The 19,499-nt window shown below is 46.0% G+C and carries 8 protein-coding genes; all 8 read right to left on the reverse strand.

All coding sequences use genetic code 11. From position 1 onward, the window contains the following. Positions 1–116 precede the first annotated feature (116 nt). The 8 genes from ASL11_RS17260 to ASL11_RS17295 all read right to left on the reverse strand — a co-directional run bounded on the left by ASL11_RS17260 (position 117) and on the right by ASL11_RS17295 (position 19,184). The gene (locus tag ASL11_RS17260; RefSeq protein ID WP_056616910.1) at positions 117–1,934 is read right to left on the reverse strand and encodes an S-layer homology domain-containing protein; all 1,818 of its coding nucleotides are present in this window, start codon (positions 1,932–1,934) and stop codon (positions 117–119) included. A gap of 76 nt (positions 1,935–2,010) precedes the next feature. Then, positions 2,011–7,026 carry a golvesin C-terminal-like domain-containing protein gene (locus ASL11_RS17265; RefSeq protein WP_056616913.1) on the reverse strand — a complete coding sequence of 1,672 codons (5,016 nt, stop codon included), beginning with the start codon at positions 7,024–7,026 and terminating at the stop codon, positions 2,011–2,013. Positions 7,027–7,175: 149 nt separating this feature from the next. Then, positions 7,176–8,054, reverse strand: a complete 879-nt coding sequence (locus ASL11_RS17270) for an AraC family transcriptional regulator (protein WP_056616916.1) — start codon at positions 8,052–8,054, stop codon at positions 7,176–7,178. 34 nt (positions 8,055–8,088) lie between these two features. Then, positions 8,089–9,222, reverse strand: coding sequence for a Gfo/Idh/MocA family protein (locus ASL11_RS17275; protein ID WP_056616921.1), 1,134 nt, complete (start codon positions 9,220–9,222; stop codon positions 8,089–8,091). Continuing rightward, on the reverse strand, positions 9,219–10,229 hold the full coding sequence (locus ASL11_RS17280) for a zinc-dependent alcohol dehydrogenase (protein ID WP_056616924.1): 1,011 nt from the start codon (positions 10,227–10,229) through the stop codon (positions 9,219–9,221). The genes ASL11_RS17275 and ASL11_RS17280 overlap by 4 nt, the downstream gene beginning before the upstream one ends. A 211-nt stretch (positions 10,230–10,440) precedes the next feature. Further along, on the reverse strand, positions 10,441–14,913 hold the full coding sequence (locus tag ASL11_RS35880) for an S-layer homology domain-containing protein (protein WP_082595521.1): 4,473 nt from the start codon (positions 14,911–14,913) through the stop codon (positions 10,441–10,443). A 334-nt stretch (positions 14,914–15,247) separates the two neighbouring features. Then, positions 15,248–17,596, reverse strand: coding sequence for a helix-turn-helix domain-containing protein (locus ASL11_RS17290; protein ID WP_056616927.1), 2,349 nt, complete (start codon positions 17,594–17,596; stop codon positions 15,248–15,250). 16 nt (positions 17,597–17,612) lie between these two features. After that, positions 17,613–19,184, reverse strand: a complete 1,572-nt coding sequence (locus tag ASL11_RS17295; protein ID WP_056616929.1) for an extracellular solute-binding protein — start codon at positions 19,182–19,184, stop codon at positions 17,613–17,615. Positions 19,185–19,499 lie beyond the last annotated feature (315 nt).

Here is a 19,499-nt window from a genome sequence, read left to right on the forward strand (position 1 = left end):
GCAGGGACCTCCTTGGCAATTTGAGAGCGTTCTCTTCATTGTATCTTACTCTGATGGATTTGCTCAATTAGAATGTAGGGTAATCAATGTTCATAAGACTGTTGGTGGAATTCCACTTACTCATTTATAAAAGAAAGTTTAATTAACATGCGTTTCAGCATAACAGCCGCTTCCGCACGTGTCGCCGATTGTGAAGGTTGGATCATGTTACTCTGATCCCCAGTAATGATGCCCAGTCCCAACATCGTTTGAATAGCGTCCTTCGACCATTCGTTTAGTTGATCCATATCTAACAAGTGAATATTTGGAACAGGTGAATCGTACTTATATCCCGTTAAGTGAAGTACCCGGTCCAGTATGACGGCGATCTCCTCCCGCGAGACGAATGAATCAGGTCGGAATACTCCTCCATCATAGCCTTTAATCAAGCCGAAGGACACCGCAGTGAGGAGAGAACGGGAATACCATGCGGATGGTTCTACATCACGGAAAGTCATGCTGTTACCTTTGTCCGGCAGGGCAAGCGCATTCGTTAGCAACTTAGCAAATTCAGCTCTGGTTATCGCATCGTCTGGACGGAATCTTCCCTCCGTATCCCCATTTACGAGCAAGCGGCCCGCCATGCTTTCAATATCCCCTTTAGACCAATGACCGCTCAAGTCTTCAAATGTTCGGCTCCCCGTAATAAGCCCATAAGTACTATTCCCCATCCGTTGGATAAGTGCCATATAGGAGCCATCTGGTTGCTTGACGAACAAGGTTGGAACCGGGGCCAAAGTGCCGTCTGCACGGAATATAACCGCTGCGGATTTATCAGGATCCATATGCCCTGCAGGTAACGTACGAGCAGCAAACGCGCTTTCATAGTCATGCATCTCCGTTACTTGACCGGAGGCATCTAGGATCGAAACGGAGAAGTCGACTGGCGCACCAGCTAGCGTAAAGCCTTCATCAGCAACAATCGTCCCCATTGCGTGCGCTTGTTCTTCTGACACGAGGGCTATTGTTATCGTAACCTTTGAACTCGCATCAAGTTTGAGTTGATCAATTGGCAGTTTATACATGCCGACAGAGCTCGAAATGACAAGAGAACCACTTCCCCCACTTTTAGATTGAATCGCTTGTAGAACCTCAGAGGCTACATCCACTGTAATAGATGCCGACTCCTGTGTTGGAATCATGATGACGAACGTAGATTTCCCATTAGTTGAATGGATTTCTTTCAATACTTGCTCCACATTTAAAGCAACGCGCACATGATTACCTGGTTCGGATGTGAGGCTAACTGCTTGCTCCGAAAATCGACTGGTTTGAGCGGGATTCGTGATAATGGCTGCTTCTGGGGCTAAAAGCGCCGGCTCTTTCCCACTCCCAACCGTATTAGGCACATTTACACCACCTACATTCCCGACGTCACCTGAACCAGATTCAGTTCGAACATTAGTCCGAAGTGAAACTCCTGGGGATACGGCCACTTCCTGCAAACTGCGATTAGCAATCCTCAGTGATTGCCAGATGGCCTCCGTCTCCCCTTCTTTCAGTACGTTGAAAGTAAGTTCAGCCATTCTCACGGTACCGTTAGTCAGCTGTTCATTTCCTTCCTTTGACCATGCAAGAATGATTTTCCCCTCACCTCCATCAGGTTTTATCAGATTTCCATTAGCAGCTGATTCCGCACGGATCAGTTTAATCTTTTGCGGATTGTAGGTGAATATCGCCTCAAAAGCATATAGCTCCGAAACCTGCGCTGTCGCTGTTACCGTGAAACTGCCCCCTACCTGTGGTGAACTCGTACTTGCTGATAGGGTGTAATCGGATGATGATGGCAACGAATTGGCATGAGCCGGGAATGGATATATAAGAAAACATAGCACCAAACAAATAGATAGGAGAAGGGCGCTTTGCTTAAGCTTCGGTTTATGTATTAACAACATTTTCAATGCTCCTTTGCACAAAATAAAAGATTCGGGAGATTTGGCATCATATAACCAATCTCCCGAAGCTGGATAGCTATTCGATTTTCATAGCAACTGCGGCCATATCGAGATAATCAATCTTCAGATCCTGATTGACATCGTATTGGCGAGCAGTCGACCAATCCGGGCTTGCCGAAGTTTTGCCATAATGGATTAAAATTGGGTAGAGGTCGCTAACGCTAATCCGATTGTCACCGTTTAAGTCCTCAGGCTTCTGCTTGTTCACAGTCAGTTTAAAGGCGTCTACTGCTCCTACAAGTAAGCTCGTTGCCGCGTCGATCTGTGCCTGGGTCACGGAAGTGTCAGCCTCTACTGCCTTGGCTGCGTTAATCGCCGATTGGAGCGTCGCCTTGGAACCTGCCGGATACTGTCCGATCAGCGTTCCCACCACCGAAGCATTGTAAAGCGTTTCTGCGGCAACAATTGCTGCAGTTAAGTTCGTTTTGTTCGCATATTGAACGTTAACCGTAAACTTGAAGGAAGCTAGTAATCTTTCAAGTCCAGCACCGACAACGGCAGTTGAAGCTGCATGAAGATCTACGCCGCCGTTCGTCCCAGTTTTGGGTTTGAACGTTAACTCCAATACATCACTATCTGCCTGTATAGCCGTAGCTACACCTAGGCTTGAGGCAATGATGCGGACTTGGTCCGCAATTAAAGTTCTCGTAGATACAATATTGAACCCATCTTTCAAAGAAGCAGCTGAGATGAAATCCAATTTAGTCGAGTCGTAGGTTACCGTCGTATCCAGCGCATAAACGCTGTCGGTCACACTGTCCAGACTGTATGTAACCTTGAAGTTTTGTCCTCCATCTACGGTAGCCGGACCTGTCAACTTATTGTTCAAGTTCTGATTAGGAATCGGTATTGGACCCGTACGCGTAAAGCGAACGCCATCGGCTATAATAAAATTGCCTTGTGTATAAGAATTGGTAACAACAACGCTGCCTGATTCCCCTTTATGGAAAGGGTAGCTGCCAATTTTATACCAACTCTTCCCATTTTGCGATTGATTCACGAAGACTGTTTCAGAACCGTTCGCATGATGGATGGTAAAAGGAGCATTCTGCGTTCCAGTCGTTATATGCTGCCATACATAAACATCATACATGCCGTCAGTTGGAATGACTGGCTTGTAGCTCACGCTAGATGCGCCATTTTTTGTTGTATTTAAAGCAAAATTACCTTTATTTGCATCTGCATTCGTTCTGTTTTCCCATTGGCCCAAGAGGGTCACGCCAGTCGGATCTGAATTATCCATGGAGATAGTAACGTTCTCTGGAACCAGCTCTAAGCTAATGTTATCAAACACAACTTTACCTACTCCTGAAAGAATACCAACATTGAGTACCAGGTTTATGGGCCCGGTGACTTCATAAGTTTGACTGTAATTGACATACTGATTGGTTAACGTAACAGGTGCAAGCTGATGATCCTGAGTCCCGTCCCAGATATTCAATTCTGGCTGTACATCGCTCCCATCCAGCTTTTTAATTTGTGCGGAAAGCACGTACGTACCAGGCTGCGTGATAGATACTTGCTGGTACATAAACGTTCTATTACTCGGAGCTCCCGCCGAATTGAATTCAGCTGCGTTCTGTCCTGCAAATTGAGAAGTCTTCGTCACATAGGCATTAGTTCCATATACACCTCTGTTCCAGCCCATCGTCCAATCAGGTAATAACACAGCGGACGCACCGCCAGTTGTGTCTCCGCTTACGCGTTCGAAGTCCCCATTCTTCACTGTCGCAAGTGGCACATCTCCCGTGACTTTCGTGATTTGTAATGGAGCTTGAGAGACAATAAACAAGCTATTCTTTTTCAACAACCGTTTCGTTCCATCGAAATCCGTAACAGGAACCGCATTTCCGTAGGCATCCTGCGCACTAACGATTTGCTCAGCGTTGGCGACAGTCACATAGAGTAAGAGGTCATCCGCTGATAGTACACTTAAATATTTACCATCCGTACGTTTCAGATAGTGATTAACTTTGAGGAAATTAGCCCCTTCAAAGCCAGTATAAGAACCTAAATACTCGTCAGCCTTACGAGTATGATGCTGCAACGTCGCTAACGTCTGATACATTTCTGTAGGCGACTGAGAATGTCGTGTGACGAATGTATCCTCGGCCGGTGTGCCCATGTTGATATATTTAGCTGTACCTGCACGCAAGAAATCCATGTAATTCCACACCGTGTCATAAATGCGCCATGGTGTATAGGTACTATTAAGTGGGTACACTTCGGACTGCCACAATTGCAGATTCGGGTGAGTCGTTTTGGCTTGAGCATACGCAGTAAGTATATCCGCTATTTTCTCCGTTCCACTATATCCATGCACATTGTAAATATCGTAATAGTTAACGTTATCTCCTTTGAGCATATCAACAGCCAACTGACGATCCGCAGCCGGGTCAGGCGTTGCAAATCCACTAGTTGTTACGAAGAGCTCAAGGTCTTGACCTGTTGCCATCTTATACTCGGATTTCACTCGCTGTGCTTGTTCGTAGGCAATTTTTTGCATCAAGATATACTCTTCGTTCGTACCGGAGAAGCCAGCTGCAATGGTCTTGGGATTCAAAGTTGGGTGGAAATTCACCTCGTTGACGATCTCCCAATATTTCACTTTGCCAGCATAGCGCTTCATTGTCTGGTACACATAGTTGCTCCAATCCTCGCCAGTTCCAGGAACTCCATTCGTATACTTGATATCCTTAGGCACCCAACGCTCCGCTCGATACATAAGGTCGTTTAAGCCTGCTTGAATATCCTGTTCGGAAGGTCTGGTAGATGCCCAATCGGACGGGTAACCAAGGACGGCGAGCACATCCATTCCTGCCTCTTGTGCTCTCTCGACGTAAGCATCGCTTTTGACCCAATCGAAATTGCCCTTCGTAGGCTCAACGGCATACCATAAGAACTGTAACGCACCTTCCCAACCGCGCGTGGCACTCGTATGAATTTTGGTCCATGCGGACATATCATAGTCGTAATTCGCGTGCTGTCCATAATAATTGGCATATTTACCATCTGCCACTCCCGATTCATCTGCGGGTACTTTCGATATCCCACTCTTATAGACAATGGGGGCGGAACCGCTTGAACTTACCGTCGTTTCCAAATACCAGAAGCCTATCTTATTCTTCAACATAGGAAGGGCCAGATTTTCGATGTGATACGTACCTCCAGCAGCTACTTGCACATTAGGGTAGGACTCGGTAAATTCCACCTTCCCGTATGGGTCAGTTGCTTTAATGCTTACGTCGAAGGTCTTGGCGCTATCCCCATAATTCACCGTCATCATGGGATAGACAGCATCTTCGCCTGAATAGTAAACCTGTTTCTCATTGCGGAATGCAGGCTTTACTACACTATACTTAGATGAGTTATGCCATGGTGTCATAAACTTTTGGGATTGAATGTCTTGACCATAGGTAATGTCAGCAAGAAGTGCTGTATCCGTTCCTCGGCTGAAAGTCTGTGCCGTGTGCTCCAACTCACCTGAACTTAGCGCTTTGGTCGAAATCTTAACCTGACTGATATTGAAAGGACTGCTGCGTTCTACCATGAATTCGTAGGGCATGAACTTCTCCAATACTGCTGCTGCAGTTACAGGAGTTGGAGGTGTAATTTCAACACCATCTTTATATATGGCGGCATAACCGCCACTCCCCATTTTCCAGGAAAATGCCAGATTGAACGGCTGACCGATTTGATAACTGAGCTGATTCGGCTGCGCATACGCATAAGCGCCATTGGTACCTTCGCCGTTTCTTACAAAGAAGGTAAGCGGTTGTTCGTACACGGCATTCGTACCGGTAGGCTTCTTAGTCGGCGGCGGAATATGCGCCTGAATCAATGTATTACCGGGACCACTTTGTTCCGGGATTAATTTAAACAGGAAATCCCAAGTGTTGCCGAATTCCTCGTAAGGCTTATCCAAACGCAATCGAAGCTCTATCGTCCCCTCGTTTGGGTTGAATATACCCGGCGCATAATCGCGATACCAAGTAGGGGTATCTGTGAAATTGCCATCATCACCAGCGTTCGTGACTGGACTTGGCGCAATCGTTACTGCGAGGTTAATCGTAGCTGATGCATTACCAAGACTGAGTTTGATGGTAGCGTTTTCATTTACATCCGAAGTTGTTAAATTCTTAGCTTTTAGTAGCAGTTTACCGTCTGCCACTTTCAAATATGTACCGTCAATAGGAGCTACTGCGGTAATTTGAATCTCAGGATTACTTGTACTCCCCGTCTTCAATCGAAGAACTTGTTCATACACGTTCGCACCTACTGTCGTGCTTCCCGCAATCGTACTCGTCGATTCGTACTTTTCTTTTTCCAGATCGATTGCCCATTGATTCATGGAAGCTGACATGTCGGCATCACGCGCAACTTGGATGGCATCCAATCCCGCTTGGTCTGGCAGCTCACCGACTTTGACAAACTTGATGCCGTCGATTGCGATGGGAATCGTACCATTAGCTGCAGGCGCCACTGGAGGGAAATACTGATACCCGGTTCCGCCTGCTATGATTGGATACGTCTGCCCGCTTCGGAAAGGGTATACACCGTATGGCACCCATGCATCTGTCCCGTTGCCTGAACTCGGGTTGTTAATAACATGTTCACCTGCGGCATGCGTAATCTTATACGGAACGTTGCCCGCATACCAGCGAGTCGTTGCAGGCTTCCTTACATAGAAGGCGTACATGCCATCCTGCGGAAACTGAGGTGCAAACGTCATGCTTTGAGGCGTAGCCTTGTTCAAATTCGCATAAGTAAATCTGCTTTGATACGTTCCACTTGCTCCTTGAATGAAGTTCGCCACGCTTGGCGGAGCCGCAAGCCCCGTGTATGTGACACCCGGATCTTGATCATCTAGGATTACACCAATCTCCTCAGCGCCTAGCACATCACCTGCAGCTGCATAAACGGCTGTCATTCCAATCGGGACGATACTGATAAGCAGCGTCGCAATCATGACCAGCGCTAGGACCTTTTTAACAACACGACTTTCCCGTACTCTTGTCATCTTCTTCAACATTTCGAGACACACCTCCATGATTATGATCACACCAGTAATAAGACTTCAGTCACCTCAGCTCTTATGGGTATGATCTTATTCTAAGAAATGGATGGATGCGTTCACAACAGGACAGAAGTAAGATATCTACGACAAAAGGACGGACTATTTCAACGTTTGCTAATATCAGAATTCATCGCCATAAACTGGCTGGGCATAACTCCGACCGTAGCCTTGAAAGATCGACTGAATAAATAAATGCTTGAAAAGCCCACCATCTCCGCAATAGCGGTTAAAGTTTGGGTCCCTTCAATCATTCTTATTTTGGATTGCTCGATGCGAATATGCGTCAAATATTTATGAATCGTAATGCCAAGCTGATCTTTAAATAAAAACGACAAATGATTGGTCGATATGCCGACATGCTCACTTATCGTATGATTATCCAGTCCAGGGTCCCAATATCGTTCATTAATGAATGTGATGGTGTTTTCAATAAACACCCACCCCTTCGTCATCTTCCCTTCTCTATCGTTATTGCCCACTTGTCCCTTCATAAAAAGAACTAATAATTCTAAACAAATTCCTTTAAGAATCAACGAATAACCCGATCTCCGATCCAGAAACTCCTTCTGCATGATCAGGAATCTTTTCTTTAACTCAATCTGGTCCGGCAATTGCAAGCGGGAAATGGGGCTTGTAGATGCAAACTGCATCTCTTTATCGGTAATGGCTTTACGCTCTTCCGTAATCAATTGGTCCTTCCATGAGCTTCGTTCTTCGTCATAATACAAGTCAAAATGAACGATATATTGGATCAAAGGTATCTCTGATGTAGAGCGAATAATATGCGCCATAAAGGGAGGCATAAGGAGAATATCTCCCTCCTTCACCTCATATTTGACTCCGTTCAAAAAAAACTCAGCTTCACCTTGCTCGATATAGGTAAACACATGGTCATAATCCATCCATTCACCTGCCAGAGAGAAGGATTTATGAATTTTGACCACTCTGACGTAAGGCGATAAGCTGTTCATCCAAATCTCCATGTACTTCCCTCCAGCGAAATGATTGATGAATGTCTCAATATTTAATTTTAAGCCGTGCTCCGTTTGACGCCGACTTTGCGATCGCATCCAGCACCACTTGATTCCGATAGCCATCCTCGAAGCTTGGGAACGGATTCACATCTGTTGAAATGCCTTGCATAAACGCATGCATCAGATTAATAAACGTATGTTCATATCCAATACCATGGCCAGCAGGCCAATAGGCCCCAGCATACGGGTGTACGCTTTCCGTACAATGAATCGTTCTAAAGCCTTGCATGCCGAATACATCATTGTCCAAGTATAACTGAAGGGTATTCATATTTTCCATATCCCAGCGTAAAGAACCTTTGGAACCATTGATTTCAAGACGATTCCCATTGCGGTTTCCCTTGCCAAATCGCGATGCTTCGAAAACGCCAAAGGCGCCATTCTCAAACTTAGCCAAAGCCGCAACAGCATCGTCTACATCTACGTCTGCCATAGTTGGTTCGCCCTCTACAGGCCTCTTCTTGACAAACGTTTCCATCATGCCAGTAACTTCCTTAATTTCACCTACCAGAAATCGAGCCAAATCAATAGAATGAGCCATAAGGTCACCTAAAGTTCCTGAGCCGCATATGTCTTTCTTAAGACGCCAAACAAGAGGGAAATCTGCATCCATGAGCCAATCTTGCAAGTATTGTGCTCTCACATGATAGATGTCCCCTATAACTCCCTCATCAATTAGCTTTTTGGCATATTGGATAGCAGGTGCGAACCGGTAATTATGCGAGATCATATGGATCACGCCGGCTTTTTGAGCGGCTTTCCACATGGTGAAAGCTTGCTCTTTATGCATAGCGAGTGGCTTTTCACAGATGATATGCTTCCCCGCTTGAGCCGCAGCAATGGCGATTTCCGCATGCAAATGATTCGGGGTACCGATATCTATGATATCAATATCATCCCTCTCTATCAGACGACGCCAATCGGTTTCATACGATAACCATCCAAATTTATCAGCCGCACGTTTAACATTGGCTTCATCACGACCAACGATCGTTTGAAGTACAGGGTCGATATCTGTATCAAAATAGAAAGGAAGATCCCGGTAGGCATGACTATGAGCTTTGCCCATAAATTTGTAGCCGATCATGCCAACGCGAACTTTTCTTTTCAGACTCATGACTCGCTCCAGTCAAATAAAACACCACTGTATTGATCCTTATTCAATCGAAGACCCTCGTAAGCTTTCTTAGCTTCTTCCGGCTTCAGCACATGGCTGATTAAAGGTTCAATCTGCAACCGTCTTTGCTTCATCATCTCGAATATAATGCTCGAGTTTCTGACCAACGAATGTTTGACAAACTCGTTAGCCTCAATCGGATAACGCCATTCATGCGCTCCCTTGAACGTAATACAGCCCCTGCCATAGAGATGGCAGTAGTTCAGAACATCCGTCACGTCCGTGTTATATTCACCGCGAGGACTGCCTAAGAAAATGATTTCGCCTAATTTGGCGATATAGGGGAGGCTCTGGATCGCTACTTGCGGGACCCCCGTAGCTTCAATATGCGTAGAAACTCCTTTTCCATGGGTAATATCGGCGATTTGTTCCTTCACACTGTCTTGTCCACCATTCAAACCATAGATAACACCACACTGCTCGGCTATTCGAAGTCGCTCTACAGATAAATCGATACCAATCACAGTAGCGCCCTGAGCCTGTGCCAGTTGAGCGGCCATATTTCCGATGAGTCCAAGCCCCGTTACGCTAACATAATCACCAAATTCAATGTTTGAAACACGAATCGCCGTCGTTGCAACGGTTGCCATGCGAGTAAATGGTACCCATTTCAAATCCAGATTCTTCGGAACTTTAAGGAAAGTCCCCCTTATTGAAACAACCTCATACTTGGAATGGGTACCATAATGAAAAACAATATCGCCGGATGTAAACCCCGTCACGCCTGCCCCCACTTCCACGATCTCACTTACGGCTGCATACCCTGGAATGCCAGGCATCTGAAACCAAGCTTCGTTCCCCGACAGCATAGCCAGTTCAGTCCCCGGACTGATTAAGGTATACAGCTTCTTGACCAGTACCTCCTCTACGCCAATTTGCCCGGAGAAGTTCTCTTCTACCGTTTCAACCTGCCATGGACTTAGAAAAATCACTTTTTTGTTGTTCATCGCATTGATACACTCCTTTATATTGATCTCATTTTCAATATAAATGTTTTTACTTGGAGCGTCTTTGACGTAAAAAATGATTTTTTATCAAAAAACACGAAACCCAAAATAGGGTTCCGTGTTCTTGTTCTTGCGACGCTCTTCATAAATAATATAACGCTGGTTAAACGCATTGACGACATCGATTATCCTAAGCATGAAAATGATTGTTTTACGGATTGATCAACCCGGCCTGCTGCAGAAGACGTTGCGACATGACAGCAACTTCAGCTCGTGTCAATTGCCCTTTCGGTGCTAGCGTACTGTCCGTTCTGCCAGCAACTATGCCTCCCTGTAAACAGATGGCTATGCTTCTTTGCGCCCATTCCGATACCTGATCGGCATCCTGATACTTGGTAAGAAGTGCTGCGTCCGACAAGTTCTCCTTCATGCTTGTTAATTTCATGGCGTTAGCCATGATCACCATCGCCTGTTCCCTGTCGATGGTATTCGTCGGCCGGAAAGTGCCGTCCTCATACCCTCCAATAAGATGGTAGGCAGAGGCAGTTTGAATCGCATCATGATACCACTCCGCAGAGGTCACATCAACGAATAGGCTGCTACCATTTTCCGGCTTCAATCCTAGCGCTCGAACGATAATAGCGGTGAACTCCGCTCGTGTAATGTCATGATCCGGGTTAAAGTGAGTATCGTCCTGCCCTTGAATAATCATTCTGGCTGCCAAATTATTCACTTCTTTTTTCGCCCAGTGATTTTGAACATCTTCAAACTCGATGCGGTGGGAGACCAGAAAGTAGACGCTATTCGTCAAACTATTTATTTGGGCCCAATATTTCCCGTCTACTTTTACTATCTTGGTCGGTACGTGCCGTAAGGTTCCGTCTTGGTCGATCACGACTGCTGTCGTGATTTGCCCCACATCGGCTTGATCTTCGATAGGCAGCATTCTTTCTACATAATTGCTGAACTGAGAAATCTCTATAGTTTGGCCCTTATAGCTAGCAGTCACTTTGAAATCAACTGGCGAAGATTTCAGTTCCAGCTCATTAGTGGAAAGGGTATTCTTTACAAGCTGCACCATATCCTCATTTGGTTTCACAATTTCAATCTGGATTGTAATATCTTGAAACTCCACATTTTCGCCAAACTGACTCTGTAAACTTTCAACTTGAATCTGCTTTGCTGGTAAAGTATACCTAGCTGCATCGGTTTGTAATTCAAGCACAGCATTCTTTTGCTCCATGCTTTTAATCATTTGTCCGGTCAGTTTACCTATGAACGCATCCGTAGTACCCGAAGTCGACAAAATAATATGACTACCCTCTCCTCCTGTGGATAAAAGTTGCTCCAGCTTTTGAGCATCCACGGTATAGGTGGTTGTGGATTTGCCTCCTAGTTCATCTTTGACTGTGGAGCCCAACTCACCTGTTTGTGAGGTAACAGGAGCTTGTTCCGATGGTGTACTAGATTGATTGCCATCGCCACTATTGGAATGTTCTTCTATATATGGAACTGCACTTACTTCATTCGATGCTCCGCTGACTCCACCCGGATTTACAGCTTTAACGGTGAAATAGTACTTCGTACCATTGATCAAATTCACGACATCATACGTATAAACAGAGCCGCTCACGTTTGCAAGTTCGCTTCCATATTCACCTGAATTCGTGCTGACAAAGATCTGATAATTCGTCACATGATCCATCAGGTCCCAGCTGAGACTTACTTGTCTATTGCTAACAACTGGGGCTTTAACGGTTGGTGCTCCAGGCGGCGATATTTGTGGTGTTGCACTAACTTCTTGGGATGCTCCACTTAATCCTCCTAGATTGCTGGCCTTTAGAACAAAGTAGTAAGGCGTTCCATTCGTTAAATTCACAACATCATACGTATAAACAGAGCCGCTAACGGTTGCAAGTTCATCTCCGTATAAGCCTGACTGATCACTGACATAAATATGATAATTCGTGGCTGAATCCATTGCTTCCCAAGTGAGACGCACTTGGGCATCGCCCGGCAACGCGGACGTTACTTGAGGTACTCCCGGCATTGCTATTTGCGGTGTTGCTAACAGTTCGTTGGAAGCCCCGCTCTCTCTTTCACCACGAACTGCCTTAATGACGAAGTAATAGGTATCGCCGTTATTCAGCCCTTCAGCCTTGTAATCGTAAACTTCATTGCTAACCGTTGCTAGCGGGGAACCATATGAACCCGCTGTTGCGCTAGCATAGATGCGGTAATTCGTGGCCCTGTCTACGTTACTCCAGCTCAGATTCGCGTAACCATCTCCGCTTATGACAGATAGCAATTGAGGCTTGTTCAGTTCAGCTACCGTAATCGTTGCCACTTTTTTGAATTCACCATTCGAGGTTTTGGCTTCTATGAAAGCTGTGCCTAAGCCAATCGCAGTAACTAGTCCATTTTTATCTACCGCAGCTACATTTTTGTTGCTCGACGACCATAATACTTTATTGTTCGTTGTATCTGCTGGCAGCACCGTTGCTGTCAAGGACTCCGTTTCGCCTGGAAGCAAGGTAAATGCCGTTTTGTTCAAAGAGATCGTTTCAGGAAAAACTTCGGGACCATAGACTTCAAACTCCCACAAGGAATAGCCATACTGCGTAGCCCGTACTGTACCATACATCCTTACGTATCGAGCATCGGTCTGATTAAATGTAATTTTCTCTATTAAACCCTTGCCAGCGGTTGTGCTATACACGTTATTCCAGGTTTGCAGATCATTCGATACCTGAATTTGATAGCTTTTTGCGTAGGCAGCCTCCCAGTAAAGCCGCACTTCATTAATGGATTTAACAGTTCCCAAATCAACATAAATCCAGCCTGGATCGACGGCTCTTTTGGAACCGAACCGGGTCGACATATCTCCGTCAAAAGCCCAAGGCGCCGTATCGACCGTACTGTCATTAGAGGAAGCCACCGCTGGCTGATTCAGGGCCAAATTCGTCTGGGGCCGAGGCTCCGGATTCTGTACCGGTTTGATGGTGATATCGCTGTAATTGTCCTTATTCGCAAAATTCATCTCATATAAGCTTGTCGCAGGCTGGGCTTTTCCCGGCATATAGACATTTTCAAATGTGATGCCTCTTATGGGTGCATCGGGCAGCCCTTTTATTTTGGCAACACCCTCGCCAGCATCGCGCACGATAATATTTTTAACCGTAATTCCTGAGATCGGACCTACACCCGAATTGCTGCCATTTACCGTAAAAAGCGTCATCCAAGCACTGTTATCTTCGTTGAAGCCGCTAATATCCTCGACATCTATATTCTCGAAGGTAACATTGCTCACAGCACCAGTGCCATATTTGTGATGAATGGCAAACCCGACAGCCGCCTTATACACGACACCATCGCGAAAGACTACATTATTCTGATCCTGCATGACCCCTTGGCCAATTTTGAAGCCGTAGCACAATGTCCAAGAGATTGCATCCTCAAAGAGCACATTACTTACAGGCTGTGGACTGCCGGGCCAAGGTACTTTGCCCGACGCGATATCCGTCGTTTCTTTCCAAGCTTTCGTCGAAAAGGGATCATCCAGGGCAATCCCGATCGCATTTCTCACTACGACATTCTGCGACTCGCACACATCGATCCCGTCATTTTCCCCCATGCCCAAGCTGTTAAAGAACTTCACATTCGTAAAACTTAGGTCATGTGACCGAACTGGTGTAACCGCCCAAGACGCGGATTCTCGGATGATAATCCCATCCATAATGAAATTGGATGTCGCGATAGGCACAACCAGATTGTTAATCATGCCTTTGGCATTGGTTGATTTATCGGCATATAGCGCAGCGCCATTCCCATCTATCGTTCCACGTCCATACATCTTGATGTTCGTCGAATCAAATGCGGTGGAAATCCACCAAGTTGCCGGCCTGCCCATAGAATCTTTGTACCAATGTTCCTTGTAATCGGCAGTCTTTCCCGTTCCTATAAACGCAGCCCCAGGCTGCATATACAGCGCGGTATTGCTTTTCAACACGAGATTGCCAATATAGTACTGTCCCGCAGGAATGTACACGATTCCTTGAACGCCATTCCCTGCAAGTGTACCGTAGCTGCTAGCATCGTCAATGGCTTGCTGAATAGCTGATGTCCTAGCTGCCACGCCCGTTTGATCCCCGGTTGAGTTAACAAGATAAGGGGCTTGTCCAACGTTGAAAATACCTGTCCCTGTAGATGCAGGCACATCGGTTTCTGCCGGATCAGCCGCAATGACGAGGCGCGTCTTCCTGCTGTTCATCGTAACAATCAAATATTCATCTTTCTGCGTGGTGAACGTCAAGGTTCGACCCACAACGCTGTCCGGTTGAATTCCCAGTTTCTTGGGGCTAATAGCGTAATCGTGAACTTTGTCCGTATTTAGTATCGTAACCTCGAAGGTAACCGGTCCATTGGACATGGAAAAGTTCGCATAATCATAATCGTCAAAAGCTTTGACTACGGGAATATCCACTCCATTCGCCTTCAGCGTGTAGTTAACGGAAGCCGCATACTTCGCTGGTTGATTATAAGGATATATGACTGCTTTCGACGCTGCTGCATTAATTTCTGGAGTCACCGCTGCCTCCACGCTAGTTGTTAGAGGGTTAAAAAGAAACCCTGCCGTAAAAACAACCGCCATGATCATACTGAAAAATCGATTAATTGTTATCATCTGTTCATTCCCCCCTGTATAGCTTCGCTGACTTTTTCAAGGATGTTAGCGCTACCACTTTTTCATTATAGCAACTGGGTTCTTTGGTTATAATGCGGTAATCTCTATTTCAAGGGCAGATATTTATTGATAATGACGCTCAGCTGCAACGTTAATGAAACTAACGAACACGTTTTCTAGGGATCACATATTAAGAAATAACCGATTCAATAAGAAAAGGCGGCATCCGCCGCCATTTTGATATTTGTACGCTAACGTGCGATGGACGACCGTGCGGGGCAACGAGGGATTATAAATAATGGAAAATTCATCTAGTTAAAGGAGATATTACATCCTAAGCATTGACCCGTAACAACTCTGCACGATACTCACCTGGTGTCTTACCGGTTTCCATTTTAAATGCTTTCGTAAAGGATTGAACCGTCAAGTATCCTACCTGATCCGCAATCTCCTGGATTTTCAGTCGAGGGTCGCCAAGCAGCGTTCTGGCTGCCGCGAGTCGGCGCTCCGATACTCTGTCCTTAATCGTCATACCAGTTTCATCTTTATAGATTTTGCGCATATGCGAAGTACTAATCGTAAAAATTTCACTTATCCGTTCGATCGTTAAGTCTTCTGCTAGATGTGCGTCGATATAAGCCGTAATACCATCTGCCAATTCCTGATTTTTCAGAGATCGTTTCTGCTCCAGCTGATCAAGTACGAGCTCGTAGAGCGCCTGCATGTAGCTGACCATGCTCTGCATCGTTTCCATTTCCAACAGATCCGTATGCCTCAACTGCTGAATGACCGGCTGAAAACCGAGATTCGCATCGATTTCGTAAACACAGCGCAGCGAAGAAGAGAACAACTGCAAGAAGTAATGCCTGACCACCTCGATTTGCCTCGAATGGTGCTCAATCATATGGGCTTCGAATTCTTGTAATCCTGAAACTACACCTTCCCGATTCCCCGTTTTGAAGTGTGTCAATAATTGCTTTTCAAGACCCATCGGGTACATGACAATTCCTGTATCCGGCCGAACGGCTTCATAATAGATGACCGTATTGCCACCATATACGAGCTTCTGCCGCAGCGCTGAGCCGGCCTCCTGGTAGCAATCACTAAGCTCTTCGATCGTCGTGTGTAATGCACTTACGCCGATCGTAAAAGTCATCATCGATTCCTTGCACAGAAGCTCTAATAGCTGACGCAGCCAAGTGCGCAGGCTGTCAGGCAGCATATCTAATGCGCCCTCTTCTTTGTCTAAATGGAGTACCAGCACCATTTCATTCGGCTCTGCCTCCACCAAATAACCCTGATACGCCTGTTTGACGAAAGCCTCCTCCTGAAGTCCTTCCGACAACTGTAGGAGCCGCGTATTTCGCTCGGATTCATGAATTCCTTGAGAAAACTTGGTGTATTGATCCATGGAAACGAGTACGACGACGAAAGACCCTTTTTCGGGCAAGCTCAGCCCGTAATAAGTCAAACGGTCCATCGTTTGCGGTGATATCTGCTCGTCACCGCAAACCAAACGCTGTAAAAACTTATTCCGGCTCTGGATCTCATAATCCTTCAGAAGCGTAGTTAAATCCCGGTTCTGATCCATCAGACGGCTGACATTGCGCTCAATCTGAACGATTTCCTTGGCGTGTTCAGCCTTCCTATCATCGGGTTTCTGATCTGTGCCACGCATCATAATCAACAGCCGATTCATCGGGTTGACGATTCTTTTGGACAGTAGCAGCGAACCGATCAGACTAAGCACCACCGCCATCACACTGATTATAACTGTCATCCGGCTCCATAAGTGGAGACTGTGAGTCACCACGGACTTCGGAATCATGTAGGTGTACACCCAACCGCTCGTTACGGATGTCACATAACAAACCAGCGTGTCTATCCCCCGCACTTTGGTCATCAAGCTGCCTGATGACCCGTTAAATTGGGAAATATCCAAGTCGCTGATAAGTTCACTGGTATCAGACATCTCATCCTCCGAAGATTTTTGCGAAAGAATATGCCCTTCTTTGTCCGTTACAATCAATTGAACATCGGGATTCGTATTCAAAGACTGCATGATCTGGGCCAAATAGTCTCCCTTGATGTTGATCACCACATAAGCAGATGGCGTCCCCGCATTAATGATGGGCAACGTCTTGACCATGGAGATGACCGTTTCTTCTTTGGCCGAGGAAATTCCTGGTAGGAATCTCGTGCGGACGAGCGATTTGCTCGGCGTCTGACCTGCCATGGAGCGGATGAAATCCTTATCCTGAAAACCACTGAGCGGCACAGCCCCCTGAAGCGAGGACAGAATCAATTGCGAGCTGGTATAGTAAATGGAAACGGAGTGAATATAGTCGCTGGATAAAACGACATTCTCGAGACGCTGCCTAAGCTGAAGCTGCATGTAGATATCGGCTTGCTCATAATAATCCATATAATGAAGAAAAGATGAATCCAAGAATACCGATTCCATGGCCTTGTCGACTTCAGCTAGGACAATTTCCTGCCCATTCTTGAGCAGCTGAAGCGTATTGCTGCTGTTCTGGATCGCATCCCTCCAGAGTAAAGACGAGGATGAATAATACAGCGCCCCCCCAGAAATCGCCGCCACCAGCAATGAAAGCACTAGGAAATAGTTGAAATATTCAAATAAGCTGCTCTTCATGAACCGTTTTTCTTTTTTTTCTTTCATTTTTACTGCCCCCACACTAGATACCTGGGCTCACATTGCCCGATCTCAGCTCGTTATATGTTTTTATTTTGGAGTCAAGCAAGGCTTTGCCGCCTTTCTTCTTCCATGTAGCCACATATTCGTCCCATTTGGACAACGGCTCCTTACCCGTAACAAACTTGATAAACATCTCCTCTTCGTATTTGGCCACATCGGGGCCGTACGATTTTTGTTCATCGGTCAGCGGGATCCCGTAAAAGACATCCGGATACAAGGTATACTGAGCTGCCTTCTCTAGAAATCGGTTATTATCAAGTTGCACTGGATCCTTGGAAGTTTTGCTCACTTTCTCTATGAGTTCCTGTCTGGAAACAATCTGGCTTAGAGGGTCCAACCATCTCTCGTCGAATGCCTTCTGTCCCGCTTCCGTCCGCGCCTCCGTAATTTCGCGATAGTGCTCGCCCTTAATCCCGTAGTGACTAAGTTCCCAGCCCTCGTCTGTAGACATATAATCGAGGAAACGTAGAACGGCTTCCGGATTTTTCGTCTTAGACGAAATGGCAATCACTGCGCCTAAATTACCAAATGACAGCATGCCACTTTTACCTTCTGGCCCCTTAATGCCTGGAAAGACCGGCTCCCAGAGCGCATTCGGCACAATTTCCTTCATTTTGAGCTGCTGCCCCAGCGTTTGCGGTGCGATGGACCACCAGGCATTGAAAAAGCCAATTTTCCCTTGTGCCACCTTTTGCATCGCCTGATCCGACTTGATCGTAAACATCTCAGGATCGATTACTCTGGCATCCCATAGGTTTTTAATGTAGCTCAACGAAGACTGATATTCTGGAGAAATAGCAACGGGGTAAATCTTATTTTCCTGTAAATAACTATTCATGGGCACACTGTTGGCAAACATCCCCGGCGAGATACCAAATGCTCCGAAAATCGACATGAAGCTTTCCGCGTAAGTGTTAGCGTTGCCTATGCCGTACGTATCGTTCTTGCCGTTTTTGTCAGGGTCATTAAAAGTAAACGCTTTCACCATCTGCTCAAATTCATCCAGATTGGTGGGCATCTTCATATTCAGGACGTCCAACCAATCCTTGCGGACTACCGGAACCTCTTTGCCTGGCGCATTCTCATAAGGAATAACGTACTGCTTACCTTTGTGCTTCGTCAACTCCCACAGCGCGGGCTTCAGATTCTTCATCAGGTTAGGCGCGTATTTATCTAAGTAAGGGCTCAAGTCAAGAAACAAACCTTGATCCACAAATTTTTGGTAGTCGAACGAGCCCAGCCTACTCATATCCGGAATTTCTCCTGATGCGGCAAGCGCATTATATTTGTTGTTAAAATCGTTATTGGGCAGCATGTTCACGTTCAGCTTCACATGAGTCTTTTTCTCAATTTCTTTGGTGACCGGATTGTCATCTCGCCAAACCCGTCCTCCATCTGGCTGTATGAGCGAAAGAGTCACTGGAGAAGCCGATGCCTGACCGTCAGCTGGCGGATTCTTGGTTTCTGTGCTGTTGCATGCCGTTGCCAGAGCTGCAGCCAACGAAACCATACATACCAAAGCGGTAGCTCGCTTAGTTGAGTTGGTTTTCATTAATGGCCATCTCCCCCCTTTTTGTCTTTTTTTATTATAAGCCATAATCGCCAATGATCACAGACTTGCCCTTCACAAAACCTGCACCACGATCCGAACTACGTCTGGCAACGATTAATAACATTTTATTTGTAACCTCATTTTTTCACGAAAGCGATTACATTTATAGATGACAAAGTGCTTTTTTGTGCTCGTACTGCCGATTCGTCAGTTTGGATAAAAAAAAGCGATTCTTTTCATTGCTTCTCGTGCATGCGACGCAAAGTCTCTGCTTGAGCGATGCGCCTAAAGGAACGGTAACGCGAGGGGGGTGGG

This window comes from Paenibacillus sp. Soil750, from assembly GCF_001428045.1.
In the GTDB taxonomy this organism is placed as follows: Bacteria; Bacillota; Bacilli; order Paenibacillales; family NBRC-103111; genus Paenibacillus_E; species Paenibacillus_E allorhizoplanae.

What these genes read in the sequence shown, in the direction of transcription:
- ASL11_RS17260 (WP_056616910.1), bottom strand. Translation starts at nt 1,934, where the DNA reads ATGTTGTTAATACATAAACCGAAGCTTAAGCAAAGCGCCCTTCTCCTA.
- ASL11_RS17265 (WP_056616913.1), bottom strand. Translation starts at nt 7,026, where the DNA reads ATGTTGAAGAAGATGACAAGAGTACGGGAAAGTCGTGTTGTTAAAAAG.
- ASL11_RS17270 (WP_056616916.1), bottom strand. Translation starts at nt 8,054, where the DNA reads ATGGAGATTTGGATGAACAGCTTATCGCCTTACGTCAGAGTGGTCAAA.
- ASL11_RS17275 (WP_056616921.1), bottom strand. Translation starts at nt 9,222, where the DNA reads ATGAGTCTGAAAAGAAAAGTTCGCGTTGGCATGATCGGCTACAAATTT.
- ASL11_RS17280 (WP_056616924.1), bottom strand. Translation starts at nt 10,229, where the DNA reads ATGAACAACAAAAAAGTGATTTTTCTAAGTCCATGGCAGGTTGAAACG.
- ASL11_RS35880 (WP_082595521.1), bottom strand. Translation starts at nt 14,913, where the DNA reads ATGATAACAATTAATCGATTTTTCAGTATGATCATGGCGGTTGTTTTT.
- ASL11_RS17290 (WP_056616927.1), bottom strand. Translation starts at nt 17,596, where the DNA reads ATGAAAGAAAAAAAAGAAAAACGGTTCATGAAGAGCAGCTTATTTGAA.
- ASL11_RS17295 (WP_056616929.1), bottom strand. Translation starts at nt 19,184, where the DNA reads ATGAAAACCAACTCAACTAAGCGAGCTACCGCTTTGGTATGTATGGTT.